This is a genomic window from Kribbella sp. NPDC050281, from assembly GCF_040655855.1.
Lineage (GTDB): Bacteria > Actinomycetota > Actinomycetes > Propionibacteriales > Kribbellaceae > Kribbella.
The window spans coordinates 356,990-371,285 of the sequence record NZ_JBFAKS010000001.1 but is presented as its reverse complement, the minus strand read 5'-3'; the positions used below and the strand labels follow the sequence as shown (position 1 = coordinate 371,285).

Annotated in this window: 14 protein-coding genes; 9 read left to right on the top strand and 5 right to left on the bottom strand. The window is 67.4% G+C overall.

Annotated features, from left to right (window positions below; all coding sequences use genetic code 11):
* Positions 1–15: 15 nt before the first annotated feature.
* A complete protein-coding gene (locus AB0I34_RS01885; RefSeq protein WP_360437757.1) occupies positions 16–1,128 on the bottom strand; it encodes an FAD-dependent monooxygenase in 1,113 nt (370 codons plus the stop codon).
* Positions 1,129–1,200: 72 nt separating this feature from the next.
* Entirely contained in the window at positions 1,201–1,941 is a 741-nt protein-coding gene (locus AB0I34_RS01880) for a GntR family transcriptional regulator (RefSeq protein WP_360437754.1), read from the bottom strand.
* Positions 1,942–2,110: 169 nt separating this feature from the next.
* On the opposite strand from AB0I34_RS01880, the gene AB0I34_RS01875 reads away from it, so the two are divergent.
* The 3 genes from AB0I34_RS01875 (at position 2,111) to AB0I34_RS01865 (ending at position 3,716) form a co-directional block, all read left to right on the top strand.
* The gene (locus AB0I34_RS01875) at positions 2,111–2,425 is read left to right on the top strand and encodes a hypothetical protein (RefSeq protein ID WP_360437752.1); all 315 of its coding nucleotides are present in this window, start codon (positions 2,111–2,113) and stop codon (positions 2,423–2,425) included.
* Entirely contained in the window at positions 2,425–3,006 is a 582-nt protein-coding gene (locus tag AB0I34_RS01870; RefSeq protein ID WP_360437749.1) for a hypothetical protein, read from the top strand. The genes AB0I34_RS01875 and AB0I34_RS01870 overlap by 1 nt, the downstream gene beginning before the upstream one ends.
* 68 nt (positions 3,007–3,074) lie before the next feature.
* Entirely contained in the window at positions 3,075–3,716 is a 642-nt protein-coding gene (locus AB0I34_RS01865) for a hypothetical protein (protein ID WP_360437746.1), read from the top strand.
* On the opposite strand, the gene AB0I34_RS01860 is transcribed toward AB0I34_RS01865, so the two are convergent.
* Positions 3,713–5,080 (bottom strand): FAD-binding oxidoreductase, encoded by a 1,368-nt coding sequence (locus AB0I34_RS01860; RefSeq protein ID WP_360437743.1) that lies wholly within the window; start codon positions 5,078–5,080, stop codon positions 3,713–3,715. The two genes, AB0I34_RS01865 and AB0I34_RS01860, sit on opposite strands and share 4 nt — an antisense overlap.
* Positions 5,065–5,547 carry an Lrp/AsnC family transcriptional regulator gene (locus tag AB0I34_RS01855; protein ID WP_360437740.1) on the bottom strand — a complete coding sequence of 161 codons (483 nt, stop codon included), beginning with the start codon at positions 5,545–5,547 and terminating at the stop codon, positions 5,065–5,067. The genes AB0I34_RS01860 and AB0I34_RS01855 overlap by 16 nt, the downstream gene beginning before the upstream one ends.
* A gap of 147 nt (positions 5,548–5,694) precedes the next feature.
* On the opposite strand from AB0I34_RS01855, the gene AB0I34_RS01850 reads away from it, so the two are divergent.
* From AB0I34_RS01850 to AB0I34_RS01830, 5 genes are read left to right on the top strand one after another with little or no spacing between them, the layout of a single operon-like run.
* Positions 5,695–6,885 (top strand): spermidine/putrescine ABC transporter substrate-binding protein, encoded by a 1,191-nt coding sequence (locus AB0I34_RS01850; RefSeq protein ID WP_360437737.1) that lies wholly within the window; start codon positions 5,695–5,697, stop codon positions 6,883–6,885.
* 2 nt (positions 6,886–6,887) lie between these two features.
* Positions 6,888–8,021: an ABC transporter ATP-binding protein gene (locus tag AB0I34_RS01845; protein ID WP_360437734.1), complete on the top strand. Its 1,134-nt coding sequence runs from the start codon at positions 6,888–6,890 to the stop codon at positions 8,019–8,021.
* Positions 8,018–8,926: an ABC transporter permease gene (locus AB0I34_RS01840; RefSeq protein ID WP_360437731.1), complete on the top strand. Its 909-nt coding sequence runs from the start codon at positions 8,018–8,020 to the stop codon at positions 8,924–8,926. The genes AB0I34_RS01845 and AB0I34_RS01840 overlap by 4 nt, the downstream gene beginning before the upstream one ends.
* Positions 8,923–9,723 (top strand): ABC transporter permease, encoded by an 801-nt coding sequence (locus AB0I34_RS01835; RefSeq protein ID WP_360437728.1) that lies wholly within the window; start codon positions 8,923–8,925, stop codon positions 9,721–9,723. Before AB0I34_RS01840 ends, AB0I34_RS01835 begins: the two co-directional genes overlap by 4 nt.
* Positions 9,720–11,087 (top strand): FAD-binding oxidoreductase, encoded by a 1,368-nt coding sequence (locus tag AB0I34_RS01830; RefSeq protein ID WP_360437725.1) that lies wholly within the window; start codon positions 9,720–9,722, stop codon positions 11,085–11,087. The genes AB0I34_RS01835 and AB0I34_RS01830 overlap by 4 nt, the downstream gene beginning before the upstream one ends.
* A gap of 34 nt (positions 11,088–11,121) precedes the next feature.
* Here AB0I34_RS01830 and AB0I34_RS01825 read toward each other — a convergent pair whose 3' ends face one another.
* Positions 11,122–12,501, bottom strand: a complete 1,380-nt coding sequence (locus AB0I34_RS01825; protein ID WP_360438130.1) for an aspartate aminotransferase family protein — start codon at positions 12,499–12,501, stop codon at positions 11,122–11,124.
* A gap of 129 nt (positions 12,502–12,630) precedes the next feature.
* Between AB0I34_RS01825 and AB0I34_RS01820 the strand changes: the two genes are divergently transcribed.
* Entirely contained in the window at positions 12,631–14,289 is a 1,659-nt protein-coding gene (locus AB0I34_RS01820; protein WP_360437722.1) for an amidohydrolase, read from the top strand.
* Positions 14,290–14,296 lie beyond the last annotated feature (7 nt).

The following is a 14,296-nucleotide window of genomic DNA, read 5'->3' as shown; positions in this document are numbered from 1 at the left end:
AAGGGTGCTTGTTTTCTAGTTCGGCAGCTTCGGCGGGGTCCAGTCGGCCCACTTGGCGGTGGCCTTCCGCCACGCCTTCGGTGGGATGAACCGGGCCGCGAGGGTCAGCCCGAAGTGTGCGACCGCGCTCGTGTTGGAGTTCCGCTTGACCGAGTCGCGGGCTTCCGCCGCCATCGGCTGCACCCGCGCGCGCCGTTCCCGGTCGTACCGCGGCAGATCGTCGTCGGCCAGCGCCGCGGCGAGCACCAGGGCATCCTCGATCGCCTGGCACGCACCTTGGCCAAGGTCCGGCGGCATCGCGTGCGCTGCATCGCCGAGCAGCACGACGCGATCCTTCACGTACGTCGGCAGCGGATCGATGTCGACGATGTCGTTGTGCAGCACCTGGTCCGGCGGCGTCGCCGCGACCAGCGCCGGGATCGGGTCGTGCCAGTCCCCGACCCGATTCAGTACCTCGCGGCGATCGTCGGCGTACAACTGGTTGGGCTGATCGGCGTTGACGGTGACGAACCAGTAGACGCGCTCTCTAGGCAACGGGAGTACGCCGACCTGCACACCACGACCGAGCGTGAGTGACTCCTGGACCGGCCACACCGACTCCGGTGGCGTCACGCCCCGCCAGACCGCCCGGCGCTGGAAGACCGCGTCCCCGGACCACAACGTCCGCCGCGTGATGCTGTTGACGCCATCGGCGGCAACCACCAGGTCGGCGGTCAGTTCCTCACCCGAGCAGGTCACCGTGCCGTCGGACGACACCGCGGTCACCTCGGCATCCGTGTGCAACACCGAGTCAGGCAGTTGCTCTCGCAGTACGTCGTGCAGCTCCGCGCGATGGATCGCGAGAACGCCGACGTCCTCCGGGTGATTGCGCCGTACCCAACGGCCCTTCGGAGTCAGGATGTTGCCGCGCGAGACTGTCTTGACGGTGCGGTCGGTGACATCCAGATCGAGTGCTTCGAGCGCCCGAACCGCATTCGGCCAGAGCGTCAGGCCGGCGCCCACCTCGGCGATGATCGGCGCCCGCTCCAGGACGCTGACCGACCACCCGATCCGCCGCAGCGCCACCGCCGCAGCCAACCCGCCGATCCCCGCGCCGACAACAAGCGCACTCCGCTCACCGATGCCCATGCGCCGGACGTTACTTGCTACGCGGTCCCCGCACGCACCGGGGCAAGGCACTCTGGTCCACTCGAATGTGGTTCAGAGGCCCTTGGCGTTAGCTCGGGGAGTGGGGGTGGTCCGGAGTTCGGTGGTGAAGGCGTAGCGGTCGCCGCGGTACAGGGCGGAGGTGTACTCGAAGACTCGGTCGCGGCGGTCGAAGCTGACGCCGTGCAGAGCCAAGCACGGCTGGGTGGTGGGGATGCCGAGCCAAGACGCGGTCTTGGCGTCGGGCATGACAGGCTCGAGGCGCGAGGTGCCGCTGACGAGGTCGATGCCGTAGCGATTGGTGAGCAGGTCGTAGAGCGAGCCGTTCAGGTCCTCGGCCTGGAGGCCGGGGACGTACGCCGCGGGCATCGTGGTGCGCTCGACGACCATCGGGAGATCGTCGGCGAGACGGAGGCGGGTGAACGCGATGATCGGGTCGCCGACCGGGATCCGCAGCCTGCGCGCGGCGGCGCGCTCGGCCTTCTGGTGGCGGTACTCCAGCATCTTGCTGCCCGGCCGCATGCCGCGCCGGCGGATGTCCTCGGAGAACCCGATCATCCCGAGCCAGCGGGCGACCTTCGGGCGGGTGGTGTAGGTCCCGCTGCCGTGGCGGCGGACCAGGAGCTCCTCGATCACGAGCTCGTCGACGGCACGGCGCAGCGTCATCCGGGCGACGTTCCAGCGCACAGCCAGTTCGCGCTCCGGCGGCAGTGCGGCACCTTCCGGCAGCGTGTCGATCAGGCTGAGCAGCAACGCCCGGATCTCAGCAGCCTTTCCGGGCAGCGAACTGTGCATTGGTCTTGCGTAACACTCCGCGGACCCCACCGTGAACCCTTTCCACCGCCGTCGAAGCCAGGTCAACTAGACCAATTACCACCTTCTTCGGGTGCATGTCGTGTTCGGCGGCGCGCCGATCGTCATATACATGTGAGCAGACAACCGAGATCGAGAAGCGGAGTGCGCCGTGCCGGATGAGGACAAGAAACGAGTAGCGCACCGGGCCCTGGTGGACCGCGTGGTGACCGGAGAGGGAACGGCATCCGCCGAGGATCGGGCCCGTGCCTTCGGCAATGCCGACGTACCTCCGCCCTTGCAGGCGCTGATCGGCAAGGTCGCGATGACGCCGTCGCAGGTGACCGACGCGGACTTCGCTGCGGCCAAGGCAGCGGGGTTCAGCGAGGACCAGTTGTTCGAGCTGGTGGTGTGTGCCGCGGTCGGTCAGTCCACCCGGCAGTACGAAGCGGGACTGGCCGCGCTGGCCGAAGGGGAGGTCGGCTGATGCGCCTCGAGATCCTGAACAGCGGTTACAAGCCCGGAACCAAGCTGCTCTTCGCGATGATCCGGCTCTTCTCGCGGCAGCCGGTGCCGGACGCCGCCAAGCTGGTCTTCTACCGGCCCGATTTCTACGGCAATCGCGCCAAGGTGTTCACCCACGAGGCGATGCGCGGCCCGTCCGAGTGGTCGGTCGGCGACCGGGAGCTGATGGCGGCGTACGTGTCGAAGGTGAACGAGACCGCGTTCTGCATCGGCGCGCACACCGCGACCGCGAGCCAGGCCTATCAGGACGGGCCACGCGTTGCCGCAGTCCTCGACGACCTGGAAACGGCTCCCGTCGAGAACGGGCTTCGGGCAACGTTGCGGATGCTCGGCCGGCTGACCCGAGAAGGAAAGGTGGGCGCCGAGGACATGCGGGAGGTGCTGTCAGCAGGTGTCTCACCCCAGCAGATCAAGGACGCACTGGCGGTCTGCGCAGCCTTCAACATCACTGACCGCCTCGCCGACGCGTTCGCCTTCGAGATCCTCACCCCGGAGGGCTTCGACGCGGGAGCCAAGTACCTGCTGAAGCGCGGCTACCAATAGGGCAAGGTGGTTGACGGGTCATCGTGATTACGGTGAGTGGGGGTGTGATCACTAGGGTGGATCGGGTTATGGATCTCAGGACTCCGATCAGTACCGTCGTGCCGTCGCTCGATGGTCCCGTGCTCCAGGTGCTGGCGCGCAGTGACGAAGGGCTGTCCGGACGGCAGATCCACAAGCTGGCCGGCACGGGCAGCGTCGCCGGTGTGCGGCTGGTGCTGCAGCGGTTGGCGGCGACCGGGCTCGTGCACGTGGATGACCTCGGCAACTCGTTGCTCTATCGACTCAATCGCAGACACCTGGTCGCCCCGGCGGTCGAGTTCCTCGCGGATCTTCGCAGTACATTGGTCAGCCGGCTCGCGGACGAGATCAGCGCCTGGCGGATCCCGCCGGTGCACGCCAGCCTGTACGGCGCGGTCGCCCGAGGTGACGGCGACCTGGACAGCGACGTCGACCTGCTGCTGATCCGCCCGGACCACCTCGACGCCGGTGATGTGCTGTGGGAGGAACAGGCCGGCCGGCTGATGCAGACTGTCGTCGACCTGACCGGCAACCCGGCCCACGTCTTCGAGCTGAGCCGGACCGAACTGACCGATCACCTCACCACCGAGGAGCCGATCCTCAACGATTGGATGCGCCCCAGCATCCAATTGACCGGCCGCCCGCTCGCATCCCTGCTCGAAGAAGGCACCACCCAACTAGCGCTCCGCTAACGACCGATCAAGGGTGCCATCAGGCGAGCGATCCGGCTGTCCCGCCCGGTCACGCGTTCCTCCGTGTCGGCGAACGTCATCGCGCGCAGCCCGGCGTTGATTCCGAGCCAACGCAGCGGCTCCGGCTCCCAGTGCCGCGACCGATGCCCCACCCATGGCAGCCGGACCAGCGCGGTGTCGCGCCCGAGGATCAGATCCGTCAACGTCCGCCCGGCGAGATTCGTCGTACTGACGCCATCCCCGACGTACCCACCCGCCCACGCCAGCCGGGATCCACGATCGAACCCGACCGACGCGCACCAGTCCCGGGGTATGCCGAGCGGCCCGCCCCAAGCATGCGTGAACTCAACGTCGTCCAGCCCGTCGAACAGATCACGCAACGTCGCCTGCAACACCTTGAACACACGCGGCACCTCGTCGTACGACGCCTTGACCCGCGACCGAAAGTGGTACGGCGCCCCGCGCCCGCCGAAGGCGAGTCGCCCGTCGGCCGTGCGCTGCCCGTAGATGATCAGGTGCCGGTGATCGCTGAACGTCGGCCGGTCCGCCAGCCCGATCCGCTCCCAGCTCGCATCGTCGAGCGGCTCGGTCGCAATCATCAACGAGTACACCGGCGCCACCGCCCGCGACTGCCCGTCGAGCGCCGGCGTGAACCCCTCGGTCGCCCGGACCACCACCTCGGCGCGGACGACGCCGTACGGCGTGATCGCGCGGCCGGACTCGATCGCGGTTACCGGAGTGTTCTCGTGGATCGTCACGCCGAGGCCCTCGACCACAGCGGCCAGTCCACGCACCAGCTTGCCCGGATGGATCGCGGCACAGTGTGGCGTGAACGTTGCCCCGAGCACCTTTGTGGCGCGCACCTGCGCCGCGACCTCGTCCGGCTCGAGGAAGCGCAGGTCACCAGGACCCCAGTCGTGCGCCTCGGCCACCTCGGCGCGGGCCCGGGCGAGCTGCGCCTTGGTCCGGGCGAACACGATCGTGCCGCCCTTGTGGTAATCGCAGTTGATGCCCTCGGCAGCGGTCACCAACCCGACCTCGTTGACCGTCGCCTGCATCGCCCGGTGCAACTCGATCGCCGACTCACGGCTCGATCCGGGCAGCGCCGCCAGCCGCCGCGACGAGACCGGGAACAAGGCGGAACACCAACCACCGTTGCGACCAGAGGCCCCGAACCCGGCTGTCCGAGCCTCGAGTACGACGATGCGCAGCGAAGGATCGGCCTTCGCGAGGTAGTACGCGGTCCACAGGCCGGTGTACCCGGCGCCGACGATCGCCACGTCGGCGTTCCGGTCACCCGCGAGCCCCGGGCGTGCGGCCGCGGGCTCGGTCGTCTCGGCCCAGAGGATCAGCGCACACCCCACGAATACGTCTGTTTGACCAGCTTCAGGTAGACGAATGTCTCGGTCGCCTTCACGCCGTCGATCCGCCGGACCCGCTCCGACAGCACCTGCAGCAGGTGCTCGTCGCTCTCGCACAGAACCTCGGCCAGCAGGTCGAACGAGCCGGCCGTGATCACGACGTACTCGACCTCGTCCATCTTCGCGAGCTCGTCGGCGATCGGCTCCAGCGAACCCTCGGCCTTGATCCCGATCATCGCTTGCCGGTCGAAGCCCAGTTCGAGCGGATCGGTGACCGCGACGACCTGCATCACGCCGGCCTCGGTCAGTCGCTGCACCCGCTGCCGCACCGCGGCCTCGGACAGTCCGACCGCCTTACCGATCGCGGCGTACGAACGGCGTCCGTCCTTCTGGAGTTGCTCGATGATCGCCTTCGAGGTGTCGTCCAGCAGCGCCTGGTTCTTGTCGGAGTTCCCCGTTCGCACAGCCACTCGGAGATCCTTTCAGGGTTACCTGGTGTAAGCAAGTCAATGCAGCGGAATTCGTTGCAAATCGGGCTATTAACTACGGAATCCCTTGTCTCGATCCATTCTGTTTGACAGTATCGCCCGCGACAGACGCATCCGGGGAGGTGTGCGATGAGTCTTCGGCAACAATCCGTCGTGGGGCGCCGGGCGGTTCTTCGCGGGATGTCGCTCTCCGCCCTCGGTCTGGCCGGAGGTTCCGCGCTGGCGGGGTGCGGCATTCCCCCCGCGAAACAGAGCGCCGGCTCGTGTGTCAGCACCGATCTGTCCGGTGAGCAGAAGGCACTCATCTTCTCGAACTGGCCGAGCTATATCGACGAGGACGAGGAGAACAGCAAAGCGCCGCCGCCCACGCTCGCCGCCTTCGAGAAGCAGACCGGGATCAAGGTCACCTACACCGCCGACGTCAACGACAACGCCGAGTTCTACGCCAAGGTGCGCGACCAGCTCGGTACCTGCCAGCCCTGCGGCCGCGACCTCTTCGCGCTGACCGACTGGATGGCGGCCCGGATGATCGGCCTGGGCTGGATCCAGAAGCTCGACCACGCGAAGATCCCGAACGTCGACGCCAACCTGCTCGAGCAGCTCAGGGCGCCGAGCTGGGACCCGAACCGCGACCACAGCGTGCCCTGGCAGACCGGTCTGACCGGGATCGCCTACAACGCCAAGGTCACCAGCGAGGTCGGCAGCTTCGAGGACCTTCTCAGTCGCGAGGATCTCAAGGGCCGCATCACCTTGTTGTCCGAGATGCCCGACACGATGTCGTTCATGCTGCGCCTGGTGGGTGCGAACCCGTCCAACTTCACCGACGCGGAGTGGAGCAAGGCGCTGGAGCGGCTCGAGGACAGCGTCGCCTCCGGTCAGGTCCGCCGGTTCACCGGCAACGACTACGTGCAGGACCTGAACGCCGGCAACATCGCCGCCTGCGAAGCGTGGTCGGGTGACGTGATCGCCATGCAGGCGGACAACGCCGACATCAAGTTCGTGGTGCCGGAAGAGGGCCTGGCGCTGTGGTCGGACAACCTGATGGTGCCGAACAAGGCCTCCCACAAGGCGAACGCCGAAGCGCTGATGAACTACTACTACGAGCCGGAGGTGGCCGCCACGCTCGCGGCCTGGGTGAACTACATCTGTCCGGTCGAGGGCGCGCAGAAGGCGATGGAGGCGATCGACCCCGAGCTGGTCGAGGACCCGCTGATCTTCCCCGACCAGGCGATGCTGTCCAAGACGTTCGCCTTCATGCCGCTGGACACGAACCAGGCGAAGCTCTACGAAACCGACTTCAACCTTGCGATCGGGGGCTGACCATGACGAGCGACCTAGTCCTCACCGGGATCAGCAAGCAGTTCGGTGCGCAGTACGCGGTGCAGCAACTGGATCTGACTGTGCCGACCGGCTCCTTCTTCGCGTTGCTCGGACCGTCGGGATGCGGCAAGACCACGACCCTGCGGATGATCGCCGGGCTGGAGGAACCGAGCAGCGGCAGCATCAGCCTGGGTGAGCAAGAGATCACCCGGCTGCGCCCGTACAAGCGACCGGTGAACACGGTGTTCCAGAACTACGCGCTGTTCCCGCACCTCGACATTTTCGAGAACGTCGCGTTCGGGCTGAAGCGTCGTGGCGTCAAGGACTTCAAGCCGAAGGTGACGGAGATGCTCGACCTGGTCGAGCTCGGGACCTTCGGCAAGCGCCGGCCGTCTCAGCTGTCCGGTGGCCAGCAGCAACGAGTAGCCCTGGCCCGGGCGTTGATCAACCGGCCGCAGGTGCTGCTGCTCGACGAACCGCTCGGTGCGCTCGACCTGAAGCTGCGCCGGCAGATGCAGATCGAGCTGAAGCGGATCCAGACCGAGGTCGGGATCACCTTCGTGCACGTCACGCACGACCAGGAAGAGGCCATGACGATGGCCGACACCATCGCGGTGATGAACGGTGGTGTGATCGAGCAGCTCGGGTCGCCGGCCGAGCTGTACGACCTGCCGGCCACCACCTTCGTGGCGAACTTCCTCGGCCAGTCCAACCTGATCCGGGCATCGATCATCGGCCGGGCCGAGCAGAACCTGATCGTCGAGGTGCAGGGGCGCAAGGTGACTGTGCCGTTGCCGCGCTGCCGGGTGACCGAGGGCGACGTCTGGATGGGGATCAGACCGGAGAAGGTGTTCCTGGCCGCGGCCGGTACCGAGCAGAGCAACGGCGTGAACCAGCTCCGGGGCGCGGTCGTCACCGACGTCAGTTACGTCGGCGTGAGTACGCAGTACCTGGTCAGGCTGCCATGGGACCAGGAGCTGACGGTGTTCGAGCAGAACACCGGTGCCCGGGGCACGTTCGCGGTCGGCGACGAGGTCGACCTGCACTGGCAGCCCGCGCACACGTTCGTGCTCGACGCCGAACAGGACGCGCTGGCAGGAGTCGAGCACGTCGACGACCCGGGTGGCGCCGGATGAGTGCGGTCGGCCAGCTGGGCGCGACCGCCACCGCAGCCAAGCCATCGCCCCCGCCTCAGCGATCCGGCCGGCGGGTGACGGCGTACCTGCTGCTGCTTCCGGGTGGGCTGTGGCTGCTGCTGTTCTTCGCCATACCGCTGGTGTCGTTGCTCGCGGCCAGCCTGTACGACCCGAACGGGTCCATCGAGAACGGATTCTCGATGACCTGGCACTGGCAGAACTTCACGGACACGATGGCGGACTACTGGCGTCCGTTCGGTCGGTCGCTGTGGTACGCGTTGATCACCACGGCGTTGTGCCTGCTGCTCGGCTACCCGCTCGCGTACGCGATCGCGGTCAAGGCCGGCCGGTGGAAGAACCTGATGCTGGCACTGGTGATCGCGCCGTTCTTCACCAGCTTCCTGATCCGGACACTGTCGTGGAAGCTGCTGCTGAGTGACAACGGCTTCGTCGTGGACGCGCTGAAGTGGCTGCACATCCTCGGCGAGGACGGGCGACTGCTCGCCACCACGTCCGCGGTCGTCACCGGGCTGACGTACAACTTCCTGCCGTTCATGGTGCTGCCGCTGTACGCCAGCCTGGAACGGATCGACCCGCGGCTGCTCGAGGCCGGCGGGGACCTGTACGCCGGGCCTTTCACCACCTTCCGGAAAGTCACGCTGCCGCTGTCGATGCCGGGCGTGATCGCGGGCACGCTGCTCACCTTCATCCCGGCGGCCGGCGACTACATCAACGCGCAGCTGCTCGGTACGCCGAAACAACGGATGATCGGCAACGACATCCAGCGGCTGTTCGCGGCCGGCGCGTACCCGACGGCGGCGGCGTTGTCGGTGACGCTGATGGCGGCCATCGTCGTACTTGTGCTGCTCTACATACGCCGCGCCGGGACAGAGGATCTGGTATGACCAGGGTCGGGCACTGGTTCGGGCGGAACGTGATCATGCTGGTCGCGATCGTCGTCCTGCTGTACTTGTTCGCGCCGATCGCCGTCGTGATCCTGATGTCGTTCAACCAGCCGGCGAGCAAGCTGTCCTACACCTTCGACGGTTTCACCTGGGACAACTGGCAGCACCCGTGCCGGCCACTCGGTCTGTGCGACGCGGTCAGTACCAGCCTCCGCATCGGCCTGCTCGCGACACTGATCGCGACCGCACTCGGGACGCTGATGGCGTTCGCGATGGTGCGGCACCGGTTCCGCGGCCGGACGACGGCGAACCTGTTCATCTTCCTGCCGATGGCGTCGCCGGAGATCGTGCTCGGCTCGTCCTTGCTGGCGCTGTTCGTGTCCAGCGGATTCGGCGGGCAGCTCGGCTTCTGGACGGTCCTGATCGCGCACGTGATGTTCTGCCTGTCTTTCGTGGTGGTGACCGTGAAGGCCCGGCTGGCGGGGATGGACCTCCGGCTGGAACAGGCCGCGATGGACCTGTACGCCACCGAGTGGCAGGCGTTCTGGCGGATCACGTTCCCGTTGGTGCTGCCCGGCATCGTGGCCGCTGCGCTGCTCAGCTTCTCGCTGTCGTTCGACGACTTCATCATCACGAACCTGAACGCCGGTACGACGGTGACGTTCCCGATGTTCGTCTGGGGGTCGGCGCAGCGCGACATCCCGCCGCAGATCAACGTCGTCGGTACGGCGATGTTCCTGCTGGCCCTCCTGCTCGTCGTGGGTGGCGAGCTCACCCGCCGCCGACGGACGCGATGAAACTTGCGGCGCTGGCGGATGCAGAACCGCGAGTGTTCTGGCTCGACGACAAGGCCGCGCCGGAGCATTCGCCCTCGCTCCTCGGCCCGACCGAGGCCGACCTGGCCGTGGTCGGCGGTGGTTACACCGGCCTGTGGACGGCGTTGCGGGCGAAGGAACGGTACCCGGAACTGGACGTCGTACTGCTGGAATCGGAGATCTGTGGATCCGCGGCCAGCGGACGGAACGGCGGGTTCTGCGACGCCAGCCTCACGCACGGATTCGCCAACGGTCTCGCGCGCTGGCCCGAGGAAATCGGCCAGCTCGAGCAGCTCGGCGCCGACAATCTCGCTGCCATCGGGGAGACGATCGGGCGCTACGGCATCGATTGCGACTGGCGACTGAGCGGCGAACTCACCGTTGCCACCGAGCCACATCACCTCGACGAACTGGCCGAGGAGGTGAGTGAGCGCGACGGTGTCACGCTGCTGGACCAGGACGCCGCCCGTGCTGAGGTCAACTCACCGACGTACCTCGGCGCACTGTCCGACCCGAGTCGGATGGCTCTGGTCGAGCCGGCCCGGCTGGCCTGGGGTCTGCGCCGTGCCTGCCTGCTGCACGGCGTACGCATCCATGAAATGTCGCAGGTGAACAGGATGCACGGCAAAACGTTGTCCACAGCAACTGGCTCGGTCCGGGCGGACCGGATCGCCCTGGCCACGAACGCCTTCCCGCCCCTGCTCCGGCGCCTCCGCCGCTACACAGTCCCCGTCTACGACCTGGTCCTGGTCACGGAGCCCTTGTCCGCCGTACAGCTCGACTCCATCGGCTGGCGCAACCGCCAAGGTGTCGGCGACGCGTCGAACCTTTTCCACTACTACCGCCTGACCCGGGACGATCGCATCCTGTGGGGCGGCTACATCCCGCTCTACTACTACGGCAGCCGGATCGATCCCCGCCACGAACTACGCCACAGCATCCACGAGATGCTCGCGCGCCACTTCTTCACGACGTTCCCCCAGCTGGAGGGCCTGCACTTCACCCACCGCTGGGGCGGCGTGATCGACACCAGCACCCGCTTCTGCGCCTTCTTCGGTACGGCGCACGCCGGCCAGGTCGGGTACGCCCTTGGCTACACCGGCCTCGGCGTGGGCGCCACCCGCTTCGGCGCCGACGTCATGCTCGACCTCCTGTACGACGAGGACACCGACCGCACCCGCCTCCGCATGGTCCGCGAACGCCCCATGCCCTTCCCACCCGAACCCATCCGCGCCGCCGCCATCCACCTGACCCGCTGGTCCATGTCCCGCGCCGACACCCACCAAGGCCACCGAAACCTCTGGCTGAGAACCCTCGACAAACTCGGCCTCGGCTTCGACTTCTAGACGATTTCCCGGGCTGTGTACGCGTGGGGAAGAGCTACAGCTTGGATTCGGCTTCGGTGAGGACGGATCGGATGATCTGTTCCATCTCGTCGAAGTGGGGCTGGTCGCAGATCAGGGGTGGGGAGAGTTGGATGACGGGGTCGCCTCGGTCGTCGGCTCGGCAGTAGAGGCCGGCGTCGAAGAGGGCTTTGGACAGGAAGCCGCGCAGTAGGCGCTCGGATTCGTCGTCGTCGAAGGTCTCCTTGGTCGCCTTGTCCTTGACCAGTTCGATCCCGTAGAAGTACCCCGCACCGCGGACGTCGCCGACCAAGGGCAAATCGAGCAATCTTTCGAGCGTCGCCCGGAACTCCCCCTCCCGGGCCCGGACGTGCTCGTTGATGCCTTCGTGCTCGAAGATGTCCAAATTGGTCAGCGCGACCGCGGCTGATACCGGATGGCCACCGAAGGTGTAGCCATGGGCGAATGTGGTGTCCCCGTGCCTGAACGGCTCGAACAGCCGGTCGGTCGCGATCATCGCGCCGAGCGGTGAGTAGCCGGAGGTGATGCCCTTAGCGCAGGTGATCATGTCGGGCTGGTAGCCGTAGCGTTCGGCGCCGAACATGTGCCCGAGCCGGCCGAACGCGCAGATCACCTCGTCACTGACGAGCAGTACGTCGTACTCGTCACAGATCTCGCGGACCCGGTCGAAGTAGCCAGGCGGTGGCGGGAAGCAACCGCCGGCGTTCTGCACCGGTTCGAGGAAGACGGCGGCGACGGTGTCGGCGCCCTCGTTCTCGATCGCGACCGCGATCTGGTCGGCGGCCCAGCGGCCGAACGCGGCCGGGTCGTCGCCGTGGATCGGGGCGCGGTAGATGTTCGTGTTCGGGACCCGGAACGTCGACGGCACCAGCGGCTCGAACGGCGCCTTGAGATCCGGGAGACCGGTGATGGACAGGGCCCCCTGGCTGGTGCCGTGGTACGCGATCGCACGGCTGATCACCTTGTGCTTGCCGGGTTTGCCGGTCAGCTTGAAGTACTGCTTGGCCAGCTTCCAGGCGGTCTCGACCGCCTCGCCGCCGCCGCTGGTGAAGAAGACCCGGTTCAGGTCGCCCGGCGCGTACCCGGCGACGCGTTCGGCCAGCTCGATCGACTTGGGGTGTGCGTACGACCAGAGCGGGAAGAACGCCAGTTCGGACGCCTGTTTGGCGGCCGCCTCGGCGAGCTCGGTGCGCCCGTGTCCGAGCTGGTTGACGAACAGTCCGGCCAGGCCGTCCAGGTACCGCTTGCCGCGGGCGTCGTAGATGTAGGCGCCGTCGCCGCGAACGATCACCGGGATGTCGGCCGTCTCGTAGCTGGACATCCGGGTGAAGTGCATCCAGAGGTGGTCGCGCGCCGACGTCTGCAGGGTGGTGAACTCTGCGTCGTCGAACGACATGGTCAGATCCCTCGTCTCCGGGTGCTGTGTGTAGTTGGTCATCCTGCCTGGGAAAAACCGTTCAGGCAAGTGATTTCGTGCCCATCCAGCCGATATGGTGTTGATGTCATCGGTTCGCATAGGCTTCTGATGCGAAATCCGTACCACGGGAAGGTTGCCAAGGTGGACACCCTGTTCGTGAACGGATCGATTTTCGACGGCCACCGCCACCGATCGGGCCTGACGGTCGGTGTGCGGGCCGGCCGGATCTCGGCGGTCACCGCCGACCCCGCCGGGCTGCGTGGTCCGCGGACCGAGGTGGTCGATCTCGCCGGCGGCCTCCTGCTGCCCGGATTCGTGGACGCCCACATCCACCCGGTGCAGGGCGGCCTCGAACGCGCCCACTGCGACCTCTCACCCGCCCACGGACTCAGGGCGTACCAGGAGACGATCGCGCAGTACGTCGCCTCGCACCCGGACGTCCCGTGGATCCTCGGCGGCGGCTGGCATCAGCCCGACTTCCCCGGCGCCGCGCCGCTCAAAGCCGACCTCGACGCGGTCACCGGCGACCGTCCGGCCTTCCTGGTGAACGCGGACCACCACGGCGCCTGGGTCAACACGAAGGCGCTCCAGTACGCCGGGATCGACGCGACCACACCGGACCCACCGGACGGCCGGATCGAGCGCGGCCCTGACGGCACGCCGACCGGGACACTGCACGAGGGCGCCATGAGTCTCGTCGGCCGCCTGGTCCCGCCGACGACCCACGACGAGCAGGTCGCCGCCCTCCTCGACGCGCAGGCCTACCTCCACTCGCTCGGCGTCACCGGCTGGCAGGACGCCATCCTCGGCGACTACGCGAACCTCAGCGACGCGACCCCGGCGTACGCCGAACTCGCTCGCGACGGACGGCTGACGGCACGAGTCGTCGGCGCGCTGTGGTGGCAGCGGGACCGTGGCGCCGAGCAACTGCAGGAACTCATCGAACGACGGGATGCGGTGAAGTTCCCGCGGTTCCGGGCGGACAGCGTGAAGATCATGCAGGACGGCGTGGCGGAGAACTTCACCGCGGGCATGCTCGAGCCGTACTTCGACGGCTGCGGTTGCCGGACCGCCAACGCCGGTCTCTCGTTCGTGGACCCGATCGCCTTGCGGAGCCATGTCACACAGCTGGACGCCGCAGGATTTCAGGTCCACGTGCACGCCATCGGCGACCGCGCCGTCCGGGAGGCGCTGGATGCGTTCGAGGCGGCATGGACGGAGAACGGCGACAGCGACCTGCGGCACCACATCGCGCATCTTCAGGTGATCCACCCTGACGACATCGGCCGGTTCGCTCGCCTCGGAGTCGCCGCGAACCTGCAGGCGTTGTGGGCGGTGTACGACCCACAGATGGTCGAGCTGACCATCCCGTTCCTCGGTCCGGAGCGAACCTCGTGGCAGTACCCCTTCGGCGACCTCGCGCGCTCCGGTGCCCGGCTCGCGGCCGGTTCCGACTGGCCGGTGTCGAGCCCCGACCCGCTGGCCGCCGTCCACGTCGCGGTGAATCGCCGGGCGCCAGGCGATCCCGACGCCTTCCTTCCCGAGCAGGCCCTGGACCTGAGTACCGCGCTGGCGGCGTACACGTCGGGGAGTGCCTGGCTGAACCATGCCGACGATTCCGGCCGGATCGAGGGTGGAGCGCTCGCGGATCTGGTCCTCCTCGACCGGGACCCGTTCACGGGCCCGACCGACGAGATCGGAGCCGCCCGAGTGCGGGCCACCTATGTCGAGGGCGAGTGCGTCTTCGGTGATCACTCAACGAGATAAGGGACGG

Coding starts and splice junctions, on each gene's coding strand:
- AB0I34_RS01865 (WP_360437746.1), top strand. CDS start 3,075: ATGGATCTCAGGACTCCGATCAGTACCGTCGTGCCGTCGCTCGATGGT.
- AB0I34_RS01845 (WP_360437734.1), top strand. CDS start 6,888: ATGACGAGCGACCTAGTCCTCACCGGGATCAGCAAGCAGTTCGGTGCG.
- AB0I34_RS01820 (WP_360437722.1), top strand. CDS start 12,631: ATGCGAAATCCGTACCACGGGAAGGTTGCCAAGGTGGACACCCTGTTC.
- AB0I34_RS01830 (WP_360437725.1), top strand. CDS start 9,720: ATGAAACTTGCGGCGCTGGCGGATGCAGAACCGCGAGTGTTCTGGCTC.
- AB0I34_RS01840 (WP_360437731.1), top strand. CDS start 8,018: ATGAGTGCGGTCGGCCAGCTGGGCGCGACCGCCACCGCAGCCAAGCCA.
- AB0I34_RS01870 (WP_360437749.1), top strand. CDS start 2,425: ATGCGCCTCGAGATCCTGAACAGCGGTTACAAGCCCGGAACCAAGCTG.
- AB0I34_RS01825 (WP_360438130.1), bottom strand. CDS start 12,501: ATGTCGTTCGACGACGCAGAGTTCACCACCCTGCAGACGTCGGCGCGC.
- AB0I34_RS01835 (WP_360437728.1), top strand. CDS start 8,923: ATGACCAGGGTCGGGCACTGGTTCGGGCGGAACGTGATCATGCTGGTC.
- AB0I34_RS01850 (WP_360437737.1), top strand. CDS start 5,695: ATGAGTCTTCGGCAACAATCCGTCGTGGGGCGCCGGGCGGTTCTTCGC.
- AB0I34_RS01885 (WP_360437757.1), bottom strand. CDS start 1,128: ATGGGCATCGGTGAGCGGAGTGCGCTTGTTGTCGGCGCGGGGATCGGC.
- AB0I34_RS01880 (WP_360437754.1), bottom strand. CDS start 1,941: ATGCACAGTTCGCTGCCCGGAAAGGCTGCTGAGATCCGGGCGTTGCTG.